Genomic DNA, 24,346 nt, shown 5'->3' with positions numbered 1-24,346 from the left:
CTTGGTTTTAAATATACTGCCTTTTCGTACTGCAATATAAATCACTGATAATCTTTGCATATTTTGGAAAATAAATCCCATATTCTTATATCTCTATCCTCATATATAATATTTTCTATGCCGTCTCTTTCATATATTATTTTCCCTTTAAAATCATAGTTATCGCTTCCTATAAACTCGAGAGCATATATATAGTATGCACCATTCTCCGTTTTTTTATACATATACTTTATAAGCTCATCCAAGTCCTTTATTTCCTTAAACTCATCAAGCCCTTCTTCCTCCGATATAGTTTTAGCGGGAGTGAAATTTCCATTACTGTCCTTTTTGCTTATTCGTATATGCTGCATATTGTCGTTAAAAATATCTATATACTTCTGTGTGTTTTCATCTTCTATAATTGTATAATTATAAAGGCTGTATTTTTTTCCCTCGATATAGTCATAAATATCCTGCTCAACTATACGAGTCAAATTTTTACTCTTCTCAATTATCTTTTCATTTCCCCTATTATCATTACATTTCAAATCCGCTCTCAGAAGTTGTGCTAAAGTCGCTATAACCATGGATTTGCTTTCATGTTCATACGCTTTGTCCTTCCTTTTTTTCTCTGAAAACTCCTTGCATACTATCAGTACAAATATCAATGACAATGCAGATGTTATTATTATTATCTTTTTTAGCTTATTTTTTAATGTTACCCCTGCCTCAGTTTCCATAATCACACCGCCTTAAAAATAAAATCAATCCGCAAAAACTTTACTCTTCCATCGCTTTATCTATCTCTTCCAATGAACTTACCGGCAGTTTATTTTCCGTTTTTTTAAAGTATCCCCCTTCAAGCAGGTAAACCTTGTCTTTATAAATAATATATTCATTAAGAGTTCTGTATAATATATCTACCGGTCTTGTATAATCGATATAAATAGGATATGAATAATATTATTTTAATTCCGACACATAAACATACTTATATAAAAGCCAATATTCCAGTTCTGATTTCCCTCCTTCTCCAAAAACTACGATACTGCATCTGCATACCTTATCCTCTTTATCAATATACTTTGTTATTTCCCCGTCCCATTCCGTGCTAAGTTTATTAACTGTTTTTATATTTCCAAGCATGGACTGTGCTGAAAATTTACTATAGTATTCATCAACCTCATTTTTTATTTTTTTTGCATTTATACTGTCAATGTTTTTTAATCTTGCACATCCTGCTATAAACATACAAATAAATATAATTAAAAATCTGTAATCTCTCTTCATATTCAACTTCCTCACCAAAATAACTATATTCAGTTGTAAATACAATCACATCGTAACTTCTTACTCTACTTTTCTTACTTATATGTTAATATATAAATAGAATATTTTCAAGTTTTAACATCAAATTATCTATATATGTTCATTTAACTTTTAACTATTCACTTAATTTAAACAAAAATAAAAGTATTAAATATTTTAGCCAATAAAAAAGATGATGCCGCATATCGCAGTATCACCTTTTGTTATATTTATTATTTGATATTGATATCACCTGTATCGCTTTTTAATACTATTCTGTTCTGTCCTTTTTTATTGGATGCCAAAAATTTTGAAGCTAAATCCTTCCTCTCATCCTTTATAATATTGGTGAAATCAAATTGATTTTTTATATCACCTAAGGCGGTTCTTGCCTCCACGGTAACATCACTGTCAGGTGCAAGTTCCAGGAATATATCCCCCACATCAGCCTTTAATGTATGTTCTCCCTTTTCACCTAAAGACGGTTTAAAATAAATTTCTCCATAGGAAGATTCAACTCTTGATGAATTTACCTTACCCGATATTTTAGAATCTCCGGCACTTATATCCACCTCCAGATAATCCACATCCATCTCGGATTCTATATCACCTAAATCCGAAATCAATTTTGCATTTGTAAATTTACCCTTTGCATACATATCACCCATATTATTGTCAACAGTTATATCTTTAGTATAGCTCTCAGGTATCTTTATTTTCAGCATTACATTATTACTTTGTAAAATATCAAGATTCAGTTTGAACATTTTTCCATACATTACATCAATTGTCAGTATCCCATTTGCTTTTTGTAATTCTACCTTGGCATCTTCATTTGCAGTATACTCTATGCTTACATCTTCTCCGGAGTATTTCTCAATATCTATTTCTCCAACTTCACATTTTACATCTATAATATCTATTCCCGTAATATCAATATTTTCCGTTATAACTTTCTTTTCTTCAAAATCATTATCATAATTTGGAGTACGGATTATATTTGGTGCTCTAAAGATCAATATAACTACACTTATTGCCGAACATATAAATATCAAAAACAATATAAGCGAAACAATAAGCCAATTATTGGAATTTTTTATTTTTTTCATGGATACCTCTCTTATAAAATATAGCTTTCTATTTACCCGCTCTTTTTACCATTTCAACATTTGCCTTAATATAAGCAATTGTTATCTTAAATATAAGCCTGCATATAAAAACGGTGAGAAGTATAAGCATTATCCCTAATGCCAAAGCACCTATTCCCGATATAAAGCATGCCAACCTTCCAAGTTCAAGAGTCAAATTAAAGGGTGTGCTTACATATGGCAGAATAAAAACAGGCTGTATCATTAAAATAATTCCGGCAATACTTATACCCAGGGCAATACCTCCAAGTCCCAAAACAATGCCTATAACTCCGGCATAAATACCTATAACAAATGCTATATTAAAAAGTCCGAGTCCGATACCGGCAAGTATGGCTTTAAACATATTGTAGGGGCGGGGATTTGTCTCGGCTTTTTTTATAAAGCTGTCCGCCTTGTATGCATTTGCTATATGTACAGGATTGCCTAAGGCTTCGGATATTTCTTCTTCGGTTTTGTTCTTTTCCAAGCCGATTGTAAAATGTTCTTCATAATCATACATTATATCTTCCAACTCTTTTTCTTCAATACCGGCTAAATTGGCACGAAGTATAGCTAAAAACTCCTGTCTTTTCATTCTAATCTCCTTTTGTGATATTCAGATCAATTATATAATCGACCTGCTTTGAAAAATTATTCCACTCAGACTTAAGGCTTTCAAATCTTTCCCTGCCGGATTTGCTGATAGTATAATATTTTCTTGGCGGTCCCTCACTGGATTCTTTTAAATATGTTGTACAATACTGTTCTGTGATAAGCCTTCTAAGCAGGGGATATATCGTACCCTCAGATACCTCTATCGCCTGTGAAATCACCTCTACTATCTCATATCCGTAGCAATCTTTTTTACTTATAAGAGACAGTACGCACAGCTCCAATACCCCTTTTTTAAACTGTGTTACCATGGTATTTCCTTTCTAATAAAATCTTTGTTACTCTAGGAAATATTTACAGACTGAAAAATTCAACCCATATCTTTTAAATGAAATAAACTAAAATAAGTTTTGTAAAATAGCATAAATATTTATCTTTGATTATAATAACATACGCTACTGTATATTGCAAGGTACTATGTGTTATTTATTTATTTCAACTAAAAAACTGCCACATACTCTAAAAGCATATGGCAGTCTGTGCGTCTTTATTATATTAGCTAATTAGCCTGTAATCTTAGCAACATTGAGTCTGATTCCCGGACCCATTGTTGATGTTAAGACTACGCTCTTAAGGTAAGCACCCTTAACTGTGCTTGGCTTTGCCTTATTGATGGCATCCATGATGCTCTGGAAGTTCTCCAAAAGCTGCTGCTCACTGAATGAAGCCTTTCCTACAGGTACGTGAACGAGGTTTGTCTTATCAAGACGATACTCTACCTTACCTGCTTTGATGTCTGCAATAGCCTTTGTAACATCCATTGTAACTGTACCTGCCTTAGGGTTTGGCATAAGTCCCTTAGGTCCGAGTACCTTACCAAGGCGTCCTACAACGCCCATCATATCAGGTGTTGCAACGATAACATCAAAATCTAACCAACCGTCATTCTGGATCTTTGGAATAAGCTCCTCTGCTCCAACATAGTCAGCTCCGGCAGCCAAAGCCTCATCAGCCTTTGGTCCCTTTGCGAATACTAAGATTTTTACAGTCTTACCTGTTCCGTGTGGTAGAACTACCGCACCACGAATCTGCTGGTCTGCATGACGTCCGTCAAGACCTGTTCTTATATGTAATTCTATTGTTTCATCGAACTTAGCAACTGCTGTCTTCTTAATTAAAGCTACTGCCTCGCTTGCATCATACTGTACGCTACGATCAACTAATTTGGCAGCTTCAACATATCTTTTTCCGTGTTTCATGTATATTACCTCCTAAATTAGTCTTCTACTGTGATACCCATTGAACGGGCTGTACCTGCTATCATAGAGATAGCTGCGTCAATACTTGCTGCATTAAGGTCAGGCATCTTAAGAGTAGCGATTTCCTCAAGCTGAGCTCTTGTAATCTTAGCTACCTTTGTCTTGTTAGGTACACCTGAACCTGAAGCGATCTTACATGCTTTCTTAAGTAAAACTGCAGCCGGTGGAGTCTTAGTTATGAAACTAAAGCTTCTATCTGCATAAACTGTGATAACAACAGGGATGATTAAGTCTCCCTGATCTGCTGTTCTTGCATTAAACTGCTTTGTAAACTCAACTATGTTTACACCATGCTGTCCGAGAGCCGGACCAACAGGTGGAGCCGGTGTTGCTTTACCTGCAGGTATCTGCAATTTTATATATCCTGTAACTTTCTTTGCCATATGGCACCTCCTTGTGGTAATTTCGGGGATTTCCCTCCCACGCATTTAAATAAATGCAACTATGTAATAAATTACATCTTCTTAACTTCTGTGAACTCGAGCTCTACTTTTGTCTCGCGTCCAAACATTTCTACGTTAATAGAAACAGTTTTCCTCTTTTCGTTGACAGCGGTAATCACTCCCACGGTATCCTTCCATGCTCCGCTGATGACTGTAACCATATCGCCTTCCTTAAGGTCAACCTCAAGTCTTGCTTCAGGCTTAGCGGCATTACCGCTATAGCCAAGTGCTACAAGTTCATCTTCGGTGAGTGGTACCGGCTTGCTTCCCGGGCCTACGAAACCTGTAACGCCTCTGGTATTCCTTACAACATACCAGGTTTCATCATTCATATACATATGTATAAGAACATATCCGGGGAAAAGTTTTTTATCTGACGATTTTTCGACACCATTTTTTACTTCAAGTATGGTCTCCATAGGAACCGTAACCTCAAGTATCTGATCTTGAAGTCCGCGATTCTCAATTGTCTTTTCAATATCTACTTTTACTTTATTCTCATAGCCTGAATAAGTATGGGCTACGAACCATTGTGCCTCTGCCATATTTTCACCTATTTAAGAACAAAGTTTAGTAAAAATTTGAAGATAAAGTCAAGTATTGATATTATTATACCAAGTACAATAGATGATGAAATAACAGCAATAGTCTGCTTTATAATATCATCCTTTGTAGGCCATACTATCTTTTTAAACTCTGTCTTTATACCTTTCCAAAAGTCAGATATCTTTCCGCTTTTTCCTTCAGCCATAATTACTCCTATTTTGTTTCCTTATGCACTGTATGAGTTCTACAGAACCTACAATACTTTTTAATTTCCATACGGTCAGGATGATTTTTCTTATCCTTTGTCGTATTATAGTTTCTCTGCTTGCACTCTGTACAAGCAAGTGTTATCTTTGTACGCACAATCTCCACCTCCATTGTTCGAATTAGACTTGAAAATCCAAAAAAAAAGGACTTTGCATCCTTAATCTTAAGTATTCTATCACATACAAGTATAGCCGTCAATATATAAATATTTTTTCTTGATATAAAAAGTGGGTTGAAAATCAACCCACTCCAACATTTAACAAAAAGCTTAAAATAGATTCCGTATACAGAATGTTTAAATTATGTTAAATAAATTTTTCAGTACATTTAACTTCTTCCAATAATAGCATCCGCTATAACGGCTATAGCAAAAGCTACACTGATTAAAATAGTCATAGCCGAGTATTTATCCTGTATATATCCACTGTTAGTTATAACTATATTGGCTGTAAATATAGTAGCCAAAATACCTCTGTATAAAGTATGTCTTTTGTCATCTTTATTCTTAATACTCTGCGTATCATTCACAAAAAAAAATGAAAAAAAACAATAAAAACTAAAAAAATGAAAAAACGCCATATAATCAAATACAAATCCTAAAAATCCTAGAAATCCCAAAAATCCTAAAAATCCTAAATTTTTTTTAAATCTGTATATTTTTTTATTCTCCAAATTTTCCATCAAAATCCTCCCTCTTTAAGCGCGGATTATTCATATATTGATTACTCATAATCATGTTTTTGCAGAACAAATGCTCCGTTTGAATTTCCCACTCTTTTATAATACTTTATCCCTACTCCGGGTGTAATAACACAAACTGTATTTTTATAATCATATATGGCATATGAACCATTGTCCAACGTTATCGTACAAAAACTATCACCGGGATCTACTGTATAGTTTCTATATTCACGGGTCTTTGTGTCCATATATGTCCCACCTCCATAAAAATCAGTACCAAAAAAGGAAATAGCATCTGAATTAACCACATCAAAGATTTGATCCGCACAATATGTACTACCTATTGGTTTTTTTATAGAATTATATCCATTAATACATAATATAAGAATTATTATAATAAATTCTATACTGCATATAGCAAACGCTATAATCAACTCAACCGACTTTTTTTTCATAAGCATTTCGCCTTAAAAATACAATACATTTTCTCACTAAACTCATCCTTTCTAATTGATTTTCACAGCCTATATATCTTGACTAAATTGTATCACGCTATGTATTTTTTTTCAATTTAGAACATTTTAAAATAAGCTTATAAGCCGTAAATAAATATTTTTTCTTGACAAATTTCAGTTTAATTCTAGAATAAACATTGAAACAAAAACACACGTCTATGGAGGGCTTCTATGGAAAAGCTAAAATTATTTTTTAAAAGGAAAGATATTGTAATTTCAGCCAAGCGTTACGGCATTGATGCTTTGGGCGCTATGGCACAGGGACTGTTTTGTTCACTGCTTATAGGTACTATTATAAATACCATAGGTAAGCAGTTTCAGATCTCTTTCCTTACCGGTACGGTTGCTACTATTGCAGGGGTTGAATATACTGTAGGATCTCTGGCAAGTGCTATGAGCGGTCCGGCAATGGCTGTTGCTATCGGATATGCACTCAATACGCCACCGCTTGTACTCTTTTCTTTAATTACTGTAGGTTTTGCTTCAAATGCACTGGGTGGTGCAGGCGGACCTTTGGCAGTATTATTTGTTGCTATTATAGCATCTGAAGTAGGAAAAATGGTTTCAAAAGAAACTAAGATAGATATACTTGTTACGCCTCTTGTAACCATATCTGTCGGAATCTTCTTATCCGCCATACTGGCTCCTACTCTCGGAAAAGCCGCTATGAAACTTGGAACAGTTATTATGTGGGCTACAAGCCTTCAACCTTTCCTTATGGGTATACTGGTTTCACTTCTTGTCGGTGTGGCACTTACACTTCCTATCTCATCGGCAGCCATATGTGCGGCTCTTGGACTTACAGGACTTGCAGGTGGTGCCGCTTTGGCAGGTTGCTGTGCTCAGATGGTCGGATTTGCTGTTATCTCATTTCCTGAGAATAAATGGGCGGGACTTATTTCACAAGGTATAGGAACATCAATGCTTCAAATGGGTAATATTGTAAAGAACCCTCGCATTTGGATTGCGCCATGTATTACTTCTATGATTACAGGACCTGTTGCTACATGTATATTTAAGTTGCAAATGAACGGAGCTGCTGTATCATCGGGTATGGGTACATGCGGTCTTGTAGGGCAGATTGGTGTATACACCGGATGGGTAAGCGATATTGCAAACGGAAGCAAAGCTTCTATCACCTCATTTGACTGGATCGGACTTATATTTATATCATTTGTTCTTCCGGCTGTTATCACTCCTGTTATTCATATGTTTGTGAAAAAGATGGGACTGGTAAAGACAGGCGATTTAAAGTTATAAAAATAATCCCCGGATTTGGTACTATCCAAAATCCCGGGGATTTTCTTTTTACAATAATCTAAATACCTGTTCTGCGGTATCTGTAAGATTTTGCTTTGCAGTATCTGTTTGCATTGCTTCTTCCAATGTAACTATTCTTCTAAGTATCGGGAAGAAGGCGTCAATTCCGTGCTCATTACAAACTCCTGCATCCTCTGTTACACTTCCTGAGAATGCTATGACTTTTTTATTATACTTCTTTGCAATATTTGCCACACCTACAGGAGCCTTTCCCATAACGGTCTGGTGGTCAAGTCTGCCCTCTCCTGTAACCACAACATCTGCATTCTTTACATATTCTTCAAGCTTAGTTTCATCAAGTATTATCTTTATTCCGGACTCCAACTTTGAATTTGTAAAATTAAGGAATGCATAGCCAAGTCCTCCTGCCGCACCGGTTCCCGGATATTCACTGTCTGCAGTAGGATATTTTTCTTTTACTATCTTTGAATAGGCATTTAGCCATACGTCCATATCTGCCACCATTTCCTTAGTAGCGCCCTTTTGCGGTCCGTATATTGCAGAGCATCCAAGCTCTCCACAGAGAGGATTGTTTACATCACATGCCACTCTGAAATAACATTCAGAGAGCTCTTTTATTACATTCTCATCTTTTATAGTAACAATATCTCTTACTCCGGTTGCTCCAAATCCCACCTGTTTACCGTCTTTATCAAGGAACTCATATCCAAGAGCCTGAAGCATACCTATTCCACAGTCATTGGTAGCGGAACCTCCTATTCCAACTACAAAATGTCTACATCCATTTTTTATAGCATCCTTTATAATTTCTCCTACTCCGAATGTTGTAGTATGTAAAGGATTCTTCTCATCTCCGCTTACCAGAGTAATTCCCGCAGCCTGTGACATTTCTATTATAGCTGTTTTGCTTGAATCAACTATTCCGTAAACAGCATTTACGCTTTTTCCTGCCGGTCCTGTTACATCAACATTTATAAGTCTTCCGCCCATTCCTATAGACAGGGCTTCAACCGTGCCCTCGCCACCGTCTGCAAGCGGTCTTATTTCAACTTCCGCATCCTTATGTGCATTTCTTATTCCCTTTGATATAGCCTCTCCTGCCTCCAAAGAAGACATACTTCCTTTAAATGAATCAATGGCAACAACAACTCTCATTTTGCTGTTTCTCCTTTCATCTGTACTGATGTCAGTTTATCATATAAATACATCAAAATACACTTAAAAAATCCACTTGTTTATAAAATAATTCTTATTGAAATAAAAAAGGCGAAGTTTCCTCCACCTTTAAACAACTTATTTTAAGAGTTCATCATAGCAAGCCGCTACACCGTCTTTTTCTATCTTTTCAAACCATCTGTTTACGATATCATACATATCGCTAATATCCTCACCCCAGTAATCTTCTCTCTTTAAGATATCCGCTACTGAAGCGCTCTTCATAAACTTTACAATCTCTTCACCGTCATTTGCTTCATCTGTCTTATAAAATGCGATAAGTGCGGCCAATGAGAAACTTAGTATCTCAGGATATTTTCCGTTTTCCGCCTTATACTCCAAGATTGTCGGAAGTACTCTGGCTCTGAACTTTGACACTGAATTAAGTGCAATTGATAAAAGCTGATGCTTAATAAAAGGATTTGAAAATCTCTCAAATACAGCCTCTCCGAATTTTCTGTTATCCTCGGTATCTCCTATTGTAGGTATTATTTCCTCAAACACAGATTTTCTAAGAAGTGATGATACCTTTTCATCCTTCATGCACTCGCCTACAGTCTCAAGTCCATATAGTCTTGCTGCTAAAACCATTGAAGTATGTGCTCCGTTAAGTATACGAACCTTTCTCTTCTTATAAGGATCCACATTGTCGGTCCAAACTACATTAAAGCCTGCCTTTTGCAGTGGAAGCTCATCCTCGTGATTTCCCTGTATTACCCAGAGGTGGAAAATTTCGGCTGTATCCATCATATTGTCCTTTTGACCAATTCTCTCCTCAAGTGCTTTATGTTCATCTCTTGGGAATCCTGTAACAATTCTGTCAACCAATGTAGAGCAGAAGCTGTTTTCTTTTTCAAGCCATGAAGCAAAATCCGCTCCAAGCTCCCATTTGGAAGCATACTGCTTACAACATTTTAAAAGCTCTTCACCATTGTGATCTATAAGTTCGCATGAAAGTATAATAAATCCGGACAATCCTGCTTTAAATCTTTCATAAAGAAGTGCTGTTAGTTTTGCCGGAAAGCTGTTTGCGGGTGAATCGGAGAGTTTATTATCATCTTCATACACAATTCCTGCTTCTGTAGTATTTGACACAATAAATCTGAAATCAGGATTCTTTGCCAGACTCAAATATCCTTCATAGTCCTCATATGGATTGATACATCTGCTGATAACATCTATATGAGTATGTTCATCTACCACCTTACCGTTATCAACTCCTCTTAAGAAAAGATTGTATTCACAGTTTTGTGCTTCAAGCATCTCACACATACCCGTTTTTATAGGCTGAACGACAACTACAGAGCCTTCAAATAAGCCCTTATCATTTAATTTCTGGAAGAAATAGTCTACAAACCCTCTCAAAAAACCGCCTTCACCAAATTGGATGATTCTCTCTTTAGCCTTCATATTATACTCCTAATATTTTTTATTAACTACTGCAGCCATTGCCATCAGTAATCTGTTATCATTGAAATAATTTTACCTACTTCAATGTTATCTTTCAGCTTCCGCATCTTAGCTTTATACATCGATATATTTGCTTCATATCTTCAGATTTTATTTTCTTTTTCGCCCTCTAACAATGTAAGCGTTTACATTTTTGAGTATATAATATTTGAAATTTTTTGTCAATCAAAAAAGACAGCTAAAAGCCGCCTATAAATTACTCATCTTTCCAAATATATTTTTCAGGATTGCACCATCCACATATATAATCAAGCATATCCGCAAACCACTCTTTTGATAATCCTTCCTCTAAGCTTTTATAATATTCAAAAAACATATTATATACAGAATCTTTTGAAATTCCCAAATCATGTATAGCGATTAAGATATCATACGCCTGCTTACTGTAATCAGAATAATTCGATTCTGTAACAGCTTTAGAAAGTTGTTTTATCTCATCAAATAATATATCAAAATCATTCATTTGTTTACCTCTATATTTTGATTAAGAAAGCTGGCAGCTCCCTGTCTATCTATAAATCCTCAACATCTATCGCCTTTATTCCGTTTTTCCTTAATAAATCGGCGAATACACCCTGTCCTGATATAATTTTCCCTGAAAATGAACCGTCATATATTGCATTAACTCCACATGACGGACTTCTTGACTGTAAAATAACGATATCGGCATTTTGCTCTTTTACTGTCTCAAGTGCTCTCCTTGCTCCTTCACGAAATTCTTTATCAACAGATGTGCCGTCCTTGAGACTTACTATACTGTTTACTATTTCCACAGGTTCTCTTGGAATAGGCAGTCCGCCAAGGACTTCCGGACAAACAAGTATTACCTCATGTCCTTTAGTATAAGCTCTTACTTTTTTGCTGTAGTTATTTCCGCCGTTATATTTACAATTTTCTCCAAGTAAACAGGCACTTACCGCTATTTTCATTTTAATAACCCACACCTCTTATAAATCTTTTCAATAATTTCCGATTTAAACTCCATATACTTATCTATATCATCGGGATAAAGTACTGCGGCCTGCTCTTTCACTTTTGAGTACTCAGATGCTAAAGCAGGATTATTTTTCAAAAAATCTCTGAATGTAATATGTTTGAAGAGTTCCTTGGAATCTTTCGGACATACATATAAATGATGTGCCATCAATTCTTCTTTTCCGGAGTATGAAAAAGCTTCTCTACCCTCAATACCCAAATTTCCCTCGTGTTCGTATCCTTTATCCTTAAGCAATCTCTTTATAATTTCAAATTTGTCATTTTCAATGACAATATCAAGGTCAATAATTGGTTTTGCAGACAGGCCTTCGACAGATGTGCTTCCAACATGTTCAATTTTAATCGAATTGTAAATGATGTCCTTACCTAATGAAACTACTATCCTTTCAAATTCATCTTTCCATTTCGGATTCCATTTTTCAACCACAACATTTTTCGTTCTCATTTATAACCACCTGCACAGCTTCTAATTCTAATTCTCTCTCAAATCCAAATACATTATATCAAAATCTATATATGAGTCTCCGATTTTAAAATATGCAGGAGACGCCCCAATTTTTCTGAATCCGAACTTCTCATAGACATGGATTGCTCTAAAATTATCACTTCTGACTTCAAGATTTATTATCTCAATACCATGTGACTTGGCATACTCTATCGCCATTTCAAGCAACCTGCTCCCCAGTCCTTTATTCCATTCCGATTTCAAAACTGTAATACCAAGTTCCGCCCTGTGATTCATTCGCCTTGGCATTCCGGTTAAGCTTACATCTCCAATGATTTCTTTATCTCTCCATGCAAAAAATGAGCAGGATCTTTCATCTTTTAAAACAGAACGGATATATTCTTCCTCTCCTTCAACAGAAATCGGAAAACCTTCCGCTCCAAATGATAAATTATCTGTCTCTGCCCCTATCTTTTTTGAATATTCTATTCTTGCTAAAGCATCCTCAGGAGATGCTTCTTTTATAATTATATTATCCATTTATCTTCCCTTCCCAAGGATCTCTACTATCTTTTCAAATGTATTTCCATTCCTTATTGTTATCTGCTTGTAAAAATCCTGCTTTATCAGCTTTTTGTGATAGGTGGTTTTCAAATATTCCGATTCATCATGTTTTCCCCAAAATAAGGCATTTTTTCCAATATGCACTATCTCATTATAAAATGTGGATTTATCTATAAAGTCTAAGATTTTACTTCTATCCGAATCACAGGAAAAGAATAAAACATCTCTTCTTGCCATTTCTTGATACCACCATTCAGGAAGATTTTCCTTTTCTTTTAAATAATCATCTTTATTTATTAAAGTAAAAGGGATTGAAAAGTCAAAGTTCGTTTCCAATAAATGTTTTATATTGGAGATACAACTTTCATAGCTTTCCACACTGCTAAAGAGCAAATTTCCACTGTTGATATAGGAAGCAACATCATCAAATCCTACTTCAGTTAACAAAACTTTCAAGTCACTCATAGAGACTTTGTTCTTTCCGGCAACATTTATACCACGCAATAAAAGTATATATTTCAACTAACTTACCTCTATAAACTATAATTCATTTCTGTTTTGACTTTTTTGAGAAAACTAACAGATAAATCCCGAATATGAGCTTAATTGCCGCATCAATATATGCAATCATAGTTACAGGAATGCCCTGAAAAATATACCCTACTGCAACATTCACAGTACAAATAATCCCTAAATAAATCATTGAATTTCCATGTACAAGATAATACATAAAGAAGTGTATTGCAGTCGCCATCAATGCTCCCAACCAAATCAATCTCCAATTCTCATCGGCAAAAAACGGTCCACCAAGTAATGACATTAAAATAAACAATAAAATAATTGCATATAATGATACTTTTCTTTGAAATTCAGACGAGCTTCCGTCAGACAGCTTATTTAATACTTTTTTATTCACATTGACTGTAAAAAAGCTGACAATATATCCGATGCAAAATATCTGCATATTTATGATTTGTTTTCCACCCACAAAAGTAGCCACTGAAATAACTGTTGCTACCAAAATTAACCATAAGCCACATGCCCTCTTATAATTGAATTCCAACTTCTCATTTTTATTATATTTTAAAAACACATAACCTCCTTAAGTCACTTCGGCAACAATCATCCGATTTAGTTATCAAAAGTAATCACCTGCTTATCCACATTTACCTCTGCCTCAACTCCAAAAGGAATAATACACCTCGGTGTTGCATGTCCCACATTTATATTATAAACAACAGATAAGTCTTTATCTCCGATTTCCTCAAGTAAAATTTGCTTATACTCATCATAATATACATCATCTTGAGGCTTTCCGACTAAAACACCTGATAGCACATCAAATATTCCATAATCCTTTAAAGCTCCAATCATTTTTCTATATAGTTTAGGTTCCGGCTTATTCTCACTTGTCTCCAATAATAAAATTTTATTCTTCCACTCATCAAGACTTGGGAATAAATCATATTTTTTACAAAGAGATACCGTATCTTCAAATCTTGAATTATCAAATATATCATAGATTGAATCAATACAGCCTCCTAAAATCTTTCCTCTAAATACCGGCTTACCACAAAGTAACTCAAATCGGGTATTTTTATACTTTTCCATATCGACTCCGACAGAATTCTCACTGAAGTCTTCTCTTTCCTTATACCAAAACTCACTTGGACGTACTTCTTTTATTTTTCCTGTTGTTATAAGCTCTTCAAAGTATCTTTTGGTATATGATAGCATTTCATTTGAGAGCTCACATATATCAGGTAGAAATGCCTGACCATAGAATGTTTTGATTCCCACTTTATTCAGCATAAAATGATTTTTAGTGGTATCTGAAAACCCTAAGAATATTTTTTGTTTAACGTGCCTTTTCAACTCATTATTTTCAAACAGATATGGCAAAAGCTTATATGTATCCACTCCTCCTATTGCACATAAAATCATGTCAATGGAATCATCCTTAAAAGCCTCTACCAGATCTTTAGCTCTACTTTCAGGATGTTCCTTTATAAAGTCCACACCCTTAAGTGCATTAGGTAAAAATTTAACCTCTATACCGTATTTATTTAATCTTTCCACACCTATTTTAAGTTCATGCTTAATAAAGCTTTCTCCTAAAACACCGCTTGATAAACTGACTATGCCTATTTTCTTTACCATAAATACCTCCATATATTAGCCATATTATAAACTTGCCTTTTACTCTTTAACCCTTCCGCTTTCAATTTCCTCTTTTGTCATACCTGTAAGCTCTGTTATCCACAAGCCTATATTATCTGAAAGTATGGAATCACAAAAATATTCATCTTCTTCATCCATATATTTACAGGTAAAAGCAGGCTCTCTTGTGGCTGCTTTATAAAAGCTCATTGCCATATAAGACAGTTTATCAGGATCAAAGCATAAAGAGAGTTCCTTTGCAATACCGGCTCTGATATTGTCCAGGTCCATACCTTTTGCTTCACATTCTTCTCTCGCCTTTAAAATATAACCTGTACAAAAAGCTTCCAATAGGCTTTCGCTCTGATAAATTTGCTTACAGTTAAAATCAAAAATATTTCCACCTGAAATTAAAAAGTTCAGTAAGTCTTCTAAACTTTCTGCAACTCTTCCGACTTCTCCCTCACTACCGATAAACCCTATACTCCCATCCTCCAGAAACACAAATTCTCCACCACTTGCATCATGTGCAAATGCCTTACATTCCATAGAATAGACTTCATTATTCTCTGAAAACTGAACTTCACTAATCTGCTTATAAAAGCAAATATCACACTCTTTCATAAGTAGGGTATTTATTTCATTACGGTTTTTAATATATTCAAATAGATCCATGACTTCTAACTCCCATAAAGTATATAGTTCAAAAAACAATATATTACATAATTATTATTATACTAGGAATTTTCATAAATTCACCATATTATTTCTCTTTAAAACAAAAAACCGATACACGCATTGAATCCTCAATACCTGTACCGGTTAATCATATTTAAAATATAATTATTTGATGGTCTGGTCTCCGTCCTTTATAACAAAGTTCTTCTTTGTTCCCAACTCTTCCATCCAGGATCTAACCTCAAGAGTCTTATAATTTCCGGTATTATAACCTGAACCGCCGTCATTGTCCCAAAGCCACTCAGGAGCATTCCACATAGCTACCTTAGGTGCGATAAGCTCATAAACATCTTTGTTTACACCGTACTGACCGTGATGAGCCATCTGTACGATATCAGCCTTTAACTCTGAAGCAGGTACATCAGCTTTTAGTCTCTCACCTGCTGCAGGTCCCATATCTCCTAAGAATAACACTCTTGTACCGTTGTCAAAGTCTAATCTGAAAACTACGGATGAATTGTTGATAGAATTTGACTCTATCCAATATGGATCATTAAGTACGTGGATAGCTACACCGTCTACATAGTAAACCTCACCCTTACTTGTCATATGAGATACGCCTGCAGGTAATTTTGCTATTGAGTTTCTGATTGTATTTACCATGTCCGCTCTATAGCTTTCATACTTATCATACCATGCCTGCTCTCTTATGTTGTAGTAGAATGCATCTATCTGCAATCCTTCAAAACCGTTCTCTGCAAGCTTTGTAAATGCACCGCCGTGATCGCTGTGAGGATGAGACAAAATCCATGCACTTACTTCATTACCGAAGCTCTTTATAGTTTCTACCAAGTGTGGTTCATCCTGTGGAAGACCTCCGTCTACTACAATAATCTTGCCGTTCTTTGTCTTAATGACAAAGCTCATCATCTGACTCTTTGTAGATGAGGAGAGCATATGGATTTCAGCACCGTTTAAATAAGTATCCGCATCTGCCGGTGCACCCATTACAACCTTAGGATACTTTGATGAACTCTTACCTATAACACCTGCAAATGATGTCATGCTTGTACTAAGTACCATCAATGAACATAATGACGCCATCAGAATTTTCTTTAGAAGTTTCATTTATCCCCCTTTTTGTTCTGTAATTCTAAGTTAGTATTAGTCCCTGCTTCAATAACCTGATTCACAATATATCTGGAGTTTTCCATGATATCATCTTCTCTAAAAAGCTGTACCTCAAGATCATACCTATCAAAGAGTCCACCATAAGAGTTTTCGCTTGATTTTTCTATAGAAAAATCCTGAGTTGCGGCATAATCATTTACTGCTTTAATATATTCAGTTCCGTATGCCAATGCTTCATCATCACTGATTTCGTTTGACAGTGACCATATAAGCAATACCCTATTTTCATCAGCCTTAAAAGCCATATCAATATAATCACTCATCGGGTATAGAGTTTTGTCATTGAATTGTTCTTCTGCGTCACTTCTTATCTGAGTCCAATCCAAAGTTATATTTTTTTGAGTTTCAAATACAGGCTCATTTACCTCTTTGTTCATCGAAGAATCTCTTACGACTATATCTGAATTTGCACAGGCTCCTGAAGATAAGGCAAATATTATAGAAACAGCTCCTATAATATGTCTTTTAAATTTAATCATACATGAATACCTTTCCTTAGACATTTACTAACTTTTATATTATATCAAAGGGTTTTGTTTTGTGTAGTGTTTTTTTGATTATTCCATATTTTTTAAGATATTTTTTATATCTTGATTTATCACTATAAAAATGTTATTATGTTCAATATCACGATAAATATTTTGATTTTGAACATTTGGAGGCGTTATGAAAAAATCGAGTATTGATTATTTTGTCACTATAGTTCCTTTTTTACTTGTGATATCACTTGTAATGTTATTTTTCATATTTCCTACTCAAGCCGGAAATATACTTGCACAAATAAGAAGCTTATTAAACAACAGCCTGGGAATATTTTACCTTATATTCGGTTTGTTTATATTCTTATTATCCATATATATTGCATTTTCAAAATATGGCAGTATAAAGCTTGGAAGCGGTAAAAAAGAACATTCAAACTTTGCATGGGGCACTATGATGTTTACCGCAGGGCTTGCGGCTGATATATTATTTTATTCACTGTGTGAATGGATGCTTTATGCAAATGAAGGCAGAATCAGTTCACTCGGTGATACTACACTATGGTCGGCTACCTATCCTTTATTTCACTGGGGCCCTATTCCATGGGGATTTTATGTTGTACTTGCTTCATGTTTCGGCTTTATGCTTCATGTAAGGAAAAGAACAAGGGCAAAATATTCTGAAGGACTTAGAGTACTTCTGGGTTCTAAGGTTGACGGTATTTGGGGGAAAATTGTTGACCTGATAGCGGTATTTGCACTTATAGCCGGTACCGCTACTACATTTTCGCTTGCCACTCCGCTTCTGTCACAAACCGTTGCCAAGCTCTTCGGTGTTTCAAATAATAATATACTTACTATTGTTATTTTGATTGTAACCTGTGTTATTTATTCCGCCTGTGCTTATCTTGGTATTGAAGGTGTTTCAAAACTTGCATCATGTTGCACTTATTTATTCTTTGCACTTTTGATATATGTTTTCTTCGGCGGAGGACATGGAAAGTTTATTCTTGAGCTCGGTTTTGCTTCGCTTGGAAACCTTGTGAATAATTTCTTTTCAATGTCCACTTATATTGATCCTACCGGACAGTCAACTTTTGCACAGGACTGGACAGTCTTTTACTGGGCTTACTGGATGGTATGGTGTGTAGCCACTCCGTTTTTCATAGGTAGTATATCAAAGGGCAGAACTATAAAGGAGGTTATACTCGGCGGATATATATTCGGCCTTTCAGGTACATTTATGTCCTTTATAATACTTGGAAACTACGGTATTGCACTTAATGTGTTAGGGCAGGTAGACTTATTAAAGATATACAATGAAAGTCAGAATCTATACCAAACCATAGGTGAAGTAATATCCTCTCTTCCATTGCCTTTTATAGCAATGATACTTTTGATACTTACCATGATTACATTTTATGCCACTACATTTGATTCCATAACACTTGTAGCCGCATCTTATTCATATAAGGACCTTGAAAATAAAGAGCCTTCAAAAAAGATAAAGCTTTACTGGTCAATACTTTTGATACTGCTGCCTATAGGACTTATTTTTTCGGACAACTCCATGTCAAACCTTCAGACTGTGTCCATTATTGCGGCATTCCCTATAGGAATTATAATGCTTTTACTTATAATTTCCTTCTTTAAGGATGCAGATATGTACCTTAACGGTAACTGAAAATTTCGTGATTCCAAAACTCGCCTATGGATATTGAAAATCCTATGGCGAGTTTTTCTATACTCAAAACACTTGGATTCTTGCTCCTGCCTGAAATGATGTCTTTTATAGTAGTTTTGGGAACACCCGATCTTTTAGATAACTCATAAATTGTAATATTTTTCTCATAACATAATAATATAATTCTTTTAGAAATTGCCTGTGATATATTCATATGCTCTCCGATTTCAGAAATGTAATTAATTTTAGAAATATACATCTATTCTATCAAAAAAAGAGCCGTTTTCACAGCCCTTTATGTTTAAAAATTGATTTTTTCCTCGACTATATATAAAGGACGGTCCTTTTGCTCAGCCAATATAAGTCCCAGATATTCTCCTATTATTCCCACTATAAAGAAAAGTACTGAAAACATAAAGCATATCAAACATATAATTGTTGCATAACCGCTTGGTGTACCTACTCTTAAAAAAGACACAACAGTATAAATCATCATTATTATAGCTAAAAACGCCGCCATTCCGCCTGCATACATTCCAAGTTTAAGCGGAAGATTTGAGAATGTCATTATAGTATTCATGGAAAATCTGAAAAGTTTTCTTATTGAATACTTACTCTCTCCCGCATACCTTTTCCTTGCCTCATATTCTATATTTGTGCTGTTAAAACCTACATTTTGAACATAACCTCGAAGGAATCTTGTCTTCTCTCTGTAGTTATTTCTTAAAATATCGGCAACCCTTTTTGATATTCCGAAGAAATCTGATGCGTTACTTACAAGCTTCATATCGCTTACTTTATTGATAACTTTGTAAAATCCCGCTGATGTTATATTTTTTAATATACCTGCCGATTTGTTCTCGGTTCTGACCATGTTTATTATATCAAAACCCGAATCAAATTTTCTGATTATCTCAGGCAGTAATGTAGGAGGATGCTGTAAATCTGAATCCATACAGACAATATAATCTCCGCTTGCATAATCTATACCGGCAATCATAGCCGCCTCATGTCCGAAGTTTCTTGAAAAATGTATAACCTTCACATTCTCGTCATCTCTTGATAATTTAAACAAAGTACTTCTTGACCCGTCTGTACTTCCGTCATTTACAAAAATTATCTCATATGGATTATCAATTAATAGAAGAACCTTTATTGTCTCTCTGTAAAATTCAAATAAAACTTCCTCTTCATTGTATACAGATACAATAATTGAAATCTTCTTACTCATATACTTCTATCTCCGTACTTCCATGCGTCGGTACTCTGTCAGCTTTTGGAGGAGGTGTCATATAGTCTCCGTAAACCAGCTGTAATACATTTTCATATTCATCTATGATTGATAATGAAATATCTTCAAACTGAATTTTGATATATTTCTCATACCATCTGCTGTTTACCTCTATGTCGATATAATCCGGTTGATAATTGCTGTAATACCAGGTATTGTTTTTTCTGCCTTTATAAAATAATTTTGAAATCTTATCCTGTATACAGAATAAAAATTTCATAGGTATTATTTTACCGAAGATAGAGAAAAACAATATGGCGATTTTCATCATACCCTTGTACTTCTTGAAATCAAGCTTCTTTCTATGTCCCATGGAAAAAAGATATATCAGCTTTTGAGTAAAAAGTGTAAACCTTTTTAGTGTTTTCCTGTTCGGCAACTTATCTATTATAAATATATCAACCCAAAGGTGGTTGAGTTTACCTTCGTATAGATCTTTTTTATCCTGTTTTTTATGTCTTATACTGGGCTTATATATGATTCTTGGAGTAAAATCGTAAAAAACCTTTCCTCCCTGAAATTCATTAGGCATGATAAATTCCAGTTTATCCGATAATTCTCTTTTTACAATTTTTCTGAAAGCTTCAAAGTTTGCTCTTGTCATTGCAATATCGGCATCATCATCCCAAGGTATAAAACCTCCATGTCTGATAGCTCCAAGCAATGTACCCGAGTCCAAAGTATAGTTTATTTTATATTTTGTACATATTCTATCTATTTCCTGTAAAATATATAGATTTGCTTTCTGCAAAGCCAACATTCCGTAAGAATTATCCATTTATAGGCCTCTTTTCAAAAATATTTATATTTAAATATTAACTACATCATTCTACACTCTTTATACCTTACAAATCAACAGAAAACTACAATATTTATATCACTATTCGGAAAAAATATTAAGTTTCTTGGACTTTATAATACCAAGCGCTTCTCTTGTCTTCTTCGGATTATGGTATTGCAAGACTTTTTTTAAAGTCTCATCACTTTCATTCTCAAAATTCTTTGCCACTTCCATCTTCACTTCAAAGCTTTCCAAACGATACTTTGCCATTCTGATCTCATTTCCGGCAGTAGAAATATTTCCTAAAAATACAAACAATACAAACAATGAAACAGCTGCCTTTGTCAATGGTGACATACTTTGTTTCTCTTTATTTATATGTATTTTCACATAACCGAATGTCAATATCACACCTATCAGCCCCGCACCGAATTGAAGTGCATATCTTGAACTCATGGCATAAAGAGGATTTAAAAAAATCCATCTTGTCAAAATAACCATAGCATGACTGAAAAGTCCCGATACAAGCATAAGCATCGGGAATGCTGTAGACTCATATATTTTATATTTAAAATTCAAATATAGCGCATACAGGTAAAAGAATATAACCGCAGCCCCTATAATACTTGTTATAAGAATACCTATCTCATACCTTTCCACTATACCGATACTTATGATATCTGATGCAAAAGTATTTAGGCTAAACAGCACAAAGTAAACAGGATTCCTTGAAAATACACTACTCAAACTCTCTGTTGTAGCACCTGCATGTTCAGTATATGAGTTTGCATATGAATACATAAATGCAGTCAAAGAAAGTATCACAGGTATTGCAAGAGTAAATGTAATTTTATTCTTTTTCTTAATTGCGTATAAAACATATACAATTATCAAGGTAAGGCCATATGCAAGTGAATATGAACCTGCCGCAAACAGTATCGTAAATACAGGTAAAATAATATTTAAACTAAACTTTACTTTTGTTTCTCTGTGTACATATGAATCAAGTATGTAAAAATGCAGTACAAACAGAAAGAATGTAAAAAAATGCACCCATCCGGTTCCGTTTGTAATCATTTCCCATTGAGAAAGTGAAAAAACCAGCATCATTACAAGGATAAAATATCTAAGATTCAAATTTTTGTTCGCCATAAATATACCTATTATGATTCCCATAAGCGAAAGGAATATGACTCCCAAAGCCATATCAAACATTGTTGAATATTTAAAGAAAGCTACATTTATCATTCTTTCAAAATATGTTATAGGCAATCTTGTAAGTATATCCTTGCTAAAATATGGCTTTGGTGAAAAAGGATCCTTAAGATATGTATTTATTATCCTAATATAATCCGTGTAGACCACATCAAGCATTGCACTTCTTATATATGCGCTCAGATATAAGGCTCCGAATATCGGCATGAAAAACGCTAAAAACTTCTTCATTCACACACTCTCTAATCTATTTTTATATTTAAAATATAACTCAATCTGTCTTCGCCTCTTTGCTCTGTGGCATCGGGCAGGTAAAAATTGCTCTTCAAATGTATATCTGTCAATGAATTCGGAGTAGTATCTATTTCATACTGTGTTATATTTGATATGAGATACAGCGTCTCCTTTTCTCCATTGACTTCTATTTCTATTTCTTCATCTCCGTTAAGCTCACCCGGATACATTATCTCAAAGTGAATCTCACCGTTTTCTCCTGACATTACATTAAGTTTTGCCTCTTCGTCCGTCCAACCGTCCGAATAATGTCCGTATACATTTTCAATCTTTATATTTCTCAGGAAATCCGTTACATCCTGATATGAATTATTTTTCAAGTCTTCAGATAAAACTATCATATCATCATCAATCTGCCCTATTGACCTGTAACTTTCAATAAAGGTAACGATATCTTCTCTGATATTTTGATCATAGCTTCTGAAAAACTCAAGTGAATCAAATTTACTGAGTTTAAAATCATTTTTTATTATAAAAATTCTTTTATCGCTCAAGTCCTTACCATACTTATAATATGTTTCATCTGCCAGAGAATTTGCTCTGTTTTGACCTATGAAAATATATATATTATCATAATAACCTCTGTAATATATATCTGCTGTTATCATACAAAATGCCCATACAAAAAGTAACACTACAGCTGTAAATGATACATAAAAAATCTTTCCCGGAGAGGCTTTTATCTTTTTACTCTTAAACCTTTTTACCATGATACTTTTATCCACCCCGTAAATATATGCAATCAATAAAAGCATAAATAAATACGGTGCATATACCCATCTCATCTCAACCCTTATGGTAACGGCGGATGACACCATACTTCCTATTATAAATCCTGTAAAAAGTAAAATGTTTTTTATCCACGACAGTTCAATTTTCTTGTTGTACACCGCTATCGAATAAATAAATTTTATTATAAAAGCAAATGCAGCCAATATCCCTATTATAATTACAAGCTTTAGCGCTGTATTTACATTATGAAAATTTATTCCGTTAAGATGTTCAGGTCCGGTATTAATACCTAAGAGATACAAAATTTCAATTCTCATTGAACTGAAAAAGTCTGCAAGATTAAATGTCTCACTGACTTTTGAACCTCCCGTGCCCTCAGGAACAAATGACTTCAGTGCAAGAAGTCTTATAAGGGTTATCATTACAAATAATGCTATAGATATTAATGCATTTAAAATTTTTCTTCTTTTTCCGACAATTGCCGCAAATATAAGCATGGGTAAAAGAACCATAAATCTTTCATGTGTAAAGCAATTTAAAAAATAAAATCCACATGCATAATAAAAATAAATACCTTTTCCGTTTTTGATATAAAGATATAAAAAATATAACATAAGCAGTGCAAATACTAAGGCCATGGCCTCCATAACACCTAAAAACTGCCCTATATTATAATATGAAAATCTGGATATCAAAAACATTGCGGAAAGCGTAAATGCCAAACCTCTTGACTTTGCCATACTTTTGGCAAAGAAATACACTCCTATTGATATAATTGCAGCTATAATCATATTTATAGGTACTATAAGGTAAATATCGTTTTTTAAAATACCCTGATATATCCATGCAACTATCCAGTATACCGGTCTGAATTTTCTGGTTTGTTCGGGAAATACATATTTAAAAAATCCCACTCCTCTTCTTGTTGACCACATAAACAGGTCATCCTGATAGAGTCCTCTTATGCTCATTCCTGCATTTATCACAAATGCAATACCTATAAGAAGCATTGAAAGCAGAACATCCTTCAGATATTCATACTTTTCTTCAATTTTAATAATTGCCATAAG

31 protein-coding genes are annotated in these 24,346 nt (G+C 34.4%); 2 read left to right on the top strand and 29 right to left on the bottom strand.

Annotated elements, in window-relative coordinates:
* Positions 1 to 41: 41 nt before the first annotated feature.
* The 12 genes from EHV10_RS10020 to EHV10_RS15005 all read right to left on the bottom strand — a co-directional run bounded on the left by EHV10_RS10020 (position 42) and on the right by EHV10_RS15005 (position 6,533).
* A complete protein-coding gene (locus EHV10_RS10020; protein WP_128674532.1) occupies positions 42 to 719 on the bottom strand; it encodes a hypothetical protein in 678 nt (225 codons plus the stop codon).
* Positions 720 to 942: 223 nt separating this feature from the next.
* Positions 943 to 1,269, bottom strand: a complete 327-nt coding sequence (locus EHV10_RS10015; protein WP_128674531.1) for a hypothetical protein — start codon at positions 1,267 to 1,269, stop codon at positions 943 to 945.
* Between the two features lie 251 nt (positions 1,270 to 1,520).
* Positions 1,521 to 2,396, bottom strand: coding sequence for a DUF4097 family beta strand repeat-containing protein (locus tag EHV10_RS10010; RefSeq protein WP_128674530.1), 876 nt, complete (start codon positions 2,394 to 2,396; stop codon positions 1,521 to 1,523).
* A gap of 28 nt (positions 2,397 to 2,424) precedes the next feature.
* On the bottom strand, positions 2,425 to 3,012 hold the full coding sequence (locus tag EHV10_RS10005; protein WP_009218295.1) for an HAAS signaling domain-containing protein: 588 nt from the start codon (positions 3,010 to 3,012) through the stop codon (positions 2,425 to 2,427).
* Position 3,013: 1 nt separating this feature from the next.
* Positions 3,014 to 3,340: a PadR family transcriptional regulator gene (locus EHV10_RS10000; protein WP_128674529.1), complete on the bottom strand. Its 327-nt coding sequence runs from the start codon at positions 3,338 to 3,340 to the stop codon at positions 3,014 to 3,016.
* A 252-nt stretch (positions 3,341 to 3,592) separates the two neighbouring features.
* On the bottom strand, positions 3,593 to 4,288 hold the full coding sequence (rplA, locus tag EHV10_RS09995; protein ID WP_007591304.1) for a 50S ribosomal protein L1: 696 nt from the start codon (positions 4,286 to 4,288) through the stop codon (positions 3,593 to 3,595).
* Positions 4,289 to 4,305: 17 nt separating this feature from the next.
* Positions 4,306 to 4,731, bottom strand: a complete 426-nt coding sequence (gene rplK / locus EHV10_RS09990; RefSeq protein WP_128674528.1) for a 50S ribosomal protein L11 — start codon at positions 4,729 to 4,731, stop codon at positions 4,306 to 4,308.
* A 71-nt stretch (positions 4,732 to 4,802) separates the two neighbouring features.
* Entirely contained in the window at positions 4,803 to 5,336 is a 534-nt protein-coding gene (gene nusG / locus EHV10_RS09985) for a transcription termination/antitermination protein NusG (protein WP_007591300.1), read from the bottom strand.
* An 8-nt stretch (positions 5,337 to 5,344) separates the two neighbouring features.
* On the bottom strand, positions 5,345 to 5,542 hold the full coding sequence (gene secE / locus EHV10_RS09980; protein ID WP_128674527.1) for a preprotein translocase subunit SecE: 198 nt from the start codon (positions 5,540 to 5,542) through the stop codon (positions 5,345 to 5,347).
* Between the two features lie 8 nt (positions 5,543 to 5,550).
* Positions 5,551 to 5,715 carry a 50S ribosomal protein L33 gene (gene rpmG / locus EHV10_RS09975; protein WP_278321299.1) on the bottom strand — a complete coding sequence of 55 codons (165 nt, stop codon included), beginning with the start codon at positions 5,713 to 5,715 and terminating at the stop codon, positions 5,551 to 5,553.
* Between the two features lie 216 nt (positions 5,716 to 5,931).
* Entirely contained in the window at positions 5,932 to 6,285 is a 354-nt protein-coding gene (locus EHV10_RS09970) for a DUF3796 domain-containing protein (protein WP_128674526.1), read from the bottom strand.
* Between the two features lie 41 nt (positions 6,286 to 6,326).
* Entirely contained in the window at positions 6,327 to 6,533 is a 207-nt protein-coding gene (locus EHV10_RS15005) for a hypothetical protein (RefSeq protein ID WP_243116118.1), read from the bottom strand.
* A 438-nt stretch (positions 6,534 to 6,971) separates the two neighbouring features.
* Between EHV10_RS15005 and EHV10_RS09960 the strand changes: the two genes are divergently transcribed.
* Positions 6,972 to 8,060, top strand: coding sequence for a PTS transporter subunit IIC (locus tag EHV10_RS09960; protein ID WP_128674524.1), 1,089 nt, complete (start codon positions 6,972 to 6,974; stop codon positions 8,058 to 8,060).
* Positions 8,061 to 8,108: 48 nt separating this feature from the next.
* Here the strand turns inward: EHV10_RS09960 and EHV10_RS09955 are convergent, their stop codons facing one another.
* The 12 genes from EHV10_RS09955 to EHV10_RS09900 form a co-directional block, all read right to left on the bottom strand.
* On the bottom strand, positions 8,109 to 9,236 hold the full coding sequence (locus EHV10_RS09955) for a glycerate kinase family protein (protein WP_128674523.1): 1,128 nt from the start codon (positions 9,234 to 9,236) through the stop codon (positions 8,109 to 8,111).
* Between the two features lie 138 nt (positions 9,237 to 9,374).
* A complete protein-coding gene (locus EHV10_RS09950) occupies positions 9,375 to 10,706 on the bottom strand; it encodes a tagaturonate reductase (protein WP_128674522.1) in 1,332 nt (443 codons plus the stop codon).
* Positions 10,707 to 10,962: 256 nt separating this feature from the next.
* Complete coding sequence (locus EHV10_RS09945; RefSeq protein ID WP_128674521.1) at positions 10,963 to 11,229, bottom strand: hypothetical protein; 267 nt, start codon at positions 11,227 to 11,229, stop codon at positions 10,963 to 10,965.
* A gap of 49 nt (positions 11,230 to 11,278) precedes the next feature.
* On the bottom strand, positions 11,279 to 11,695 hold the full coding sequence (locus EHV10_RS09940) for a DUF523 domain-containing protein (protein WP_128674520.1): 417 nt from the start codon (positions 11,693 to 11,695) through the stop codon (positions 11,279 to 11,281).
* Positions 11,692 to 12,207, bottom strand: coding sequence for a GrpB family protein (locus tag EHV10_RS09935; RefSeq protein WP_128674519.1), 516 nt, complete (start codon positions 12,205 to 12,207; stop codon positions 11,692 to 11,694). The genes EHV10_RS09940 and EHV10_RS09935 overlap by 4 nt, the downstream gene beginning before the upstream one ends.
* A gap of 27 nt (positions 12,208 to 12,234) precedes the next feature.
* Entirely contained in the window at positions 12,235 to 12,747 is a 513-nt protein-coding gene (locus EHV10_RS09930) for a GNAT family N-acetyltransferase (RefSeq protein WP_128674518.1), read from the bottom strand.
* On the bottom strand, positions 12,748 to 13,293 hold the full coding sequence (locus tag EHV10_RS09925; protein WP_128674517.1) for a DUF1697 domain-containing protein: 546 nt from the start codon (positions 13,291 to 13,293) through the stop codon (positions 12,748 to 12,750).
* Positions 13,294 to 13,318: 25 nt separating this feature from the next.
* Positions 13,319 to 13,864: a DUF6609 family protein gene (locus tag EHV10_RS09920; RefSeq protein WP_128674516.1), complete on the bottom strand. Its 546-nt coding sequence runs from the start codon at positions 13,862 to 13,864 to the stop codon at positions 13,319 to 13,321.
* A gap of 38 nt (positions 13,865 to 13,902) precedes the next feature.
* Positions 13,903 to 14,931 (bottom strand): S66 family peptidase, encoded by a 1,029-nt coding sequence (locus EHV10_RS09915; RefSeq protein ID WP_128674515.1) that lies wholly within the window; start codon positions 14,929 to 14,931, stop codon positions 13,903 to 13,905.
* Between the two features lie 39 nt (positions 14,932 to 14,970).
* On the bottom strand, positions 14,971 to 15,606 hold the full coding sequence (locus EHV10_RS09910) for a hypothetical protein (protein WP_128674514.1): 636 nt from the start codon (positions 15,604 to 15,606) through the stop codon (positions 14,971 to 14,973).
* Positions 15,607 to 15,774: 168 nt separating this feature from the next.
* Positions 15,775 to 16,737: a ComEC/Rec2 family competence protein gene (locus EHV10_RS09905; protein WP_128674513.1), complete on the bottom strand. Its 963-nt coding sequence runs from the start codon at positions 16,735 to 16,737 to the stop codon at positions 15,775 to 15,777.
* A complete protein-coding gene (locus EHV10_RS09900) occupies positions 16,734 to 17,279 on the bottom strand; it encodes a hypothetical protein (protein ID WP_128674512.1) in 546 nt (181 codons plus the stop codon). Before EHV10_RS09900 ends, EHV10_RS09905 begins: the two co-directional genes overlap by 4 nt.
* A gap of 187 nt (positions 17,280 to 17,466) precedes the next feature.
* Here EHV10_RS09900 and EHV10_RS09895 point away from each other — a divergent pair, with 187 nt between their 5' ends.
* Positions 17,467 to 18,963, top strand: coding sequence for a BCCT family transporter (locus EHV10_RS09895; protein WP_128674511.1), 1,497 nt, complete (start codon positions 17,467 to 17,469; stop codon positions 18,961 to 18,963).
* Here EHV10_RS09895 and EHV10_RS09890 read toward each other — a convergent pair.
* The 5 genes from EHV10_RS09890 to EHV10_RS09870 form a co-directional block, all read right to left on the bottom strand.
* Positions 18,950 to 19,177, bottom strand: coding sequence for a helix-turn-helix domain-containing protein (locus EHV10_RS09890; RefSeq protein WP_128674510.1), 228 nt, complete (start codon positions 19,175 to 19,177; stop codon positions 18,950 to 18,952). The two genes, EHV10_RS09895 and EHV10_RS09890, sit on opposite strands and share 14 nt — an antisense overlap.
* 87 nt (positions 19,178 to 19,264) lie before the next feature.
* Positions 19,265 to 20,194: a glycosyltransferase family 2 protein gene (locus EHV10_RS09885; RefSeq protein WP_128674509.1), complete on the bottom strand. Its 930-nt coding sequence runs from the start codon at positions 20,192 to 20,194 to the stop codon at positions 19,265 to 19,267.
* Positions 20,187 to 21,032 (bottom strand): LicD family protein, encoded by an 846-nt coding sequence (locus EHV10_RS09880; RefSeq protein ID WP_128674508.1) that lies wholly within the window; start codon positions 21,030 to 21,032, stop codon positions 20,187 to 20,189. The genes EHV10_RS09885 and EHV10_RS09880 overlap by 8 nt, the downstream gene beginning before the upstream one ends.
* A gap of 102 nt (positions 21,033 to 21,134) precedes the next feature.
* Positions 21,135 to 22,481 (bottom strand): hypothetical protein, encoded by a 1,347-nt coding sequence (locus EHV10_RS09875; RefSeq protein ID WP_128674507.1) that lies wholly within the window; start codon positions 22,479 to 22,481, stop codon positions 21,135 to 21,137.
* Between the two features lie 11 nt (positions 22,482 to 22,492).
* Positions 22,493 to 24,343, bottom strand: coding sequence for a beta-carotene 15,15'-monooxygenase (locus EHV10_RS09870; protein ID WP_128674506.1), 1,851 nt, complete (start codon positions 24,341 to 24,343; stop codon positions 22,493 to 22,495).
* Between the last annotated feature and the right edge of the window lie 3 nt (positions 24,344 to 24,346).

Source organism: Lachnoanaerobaculum gingivalis, assembly GCF_003862475.1.
Taxonomy (GTDB): Bacteria; Bacillota; Clostridia; order Lachnospirales; family Lachnospiraceae; genus Lachnoanaerobaculum; species Lachnoanaerobaculum gingivalis.
The sequence above is the reverse complement of the archived record's forward strand: the minus strand, read 5'-3'. Positions and strand labels throughout refer to the sequence as shown.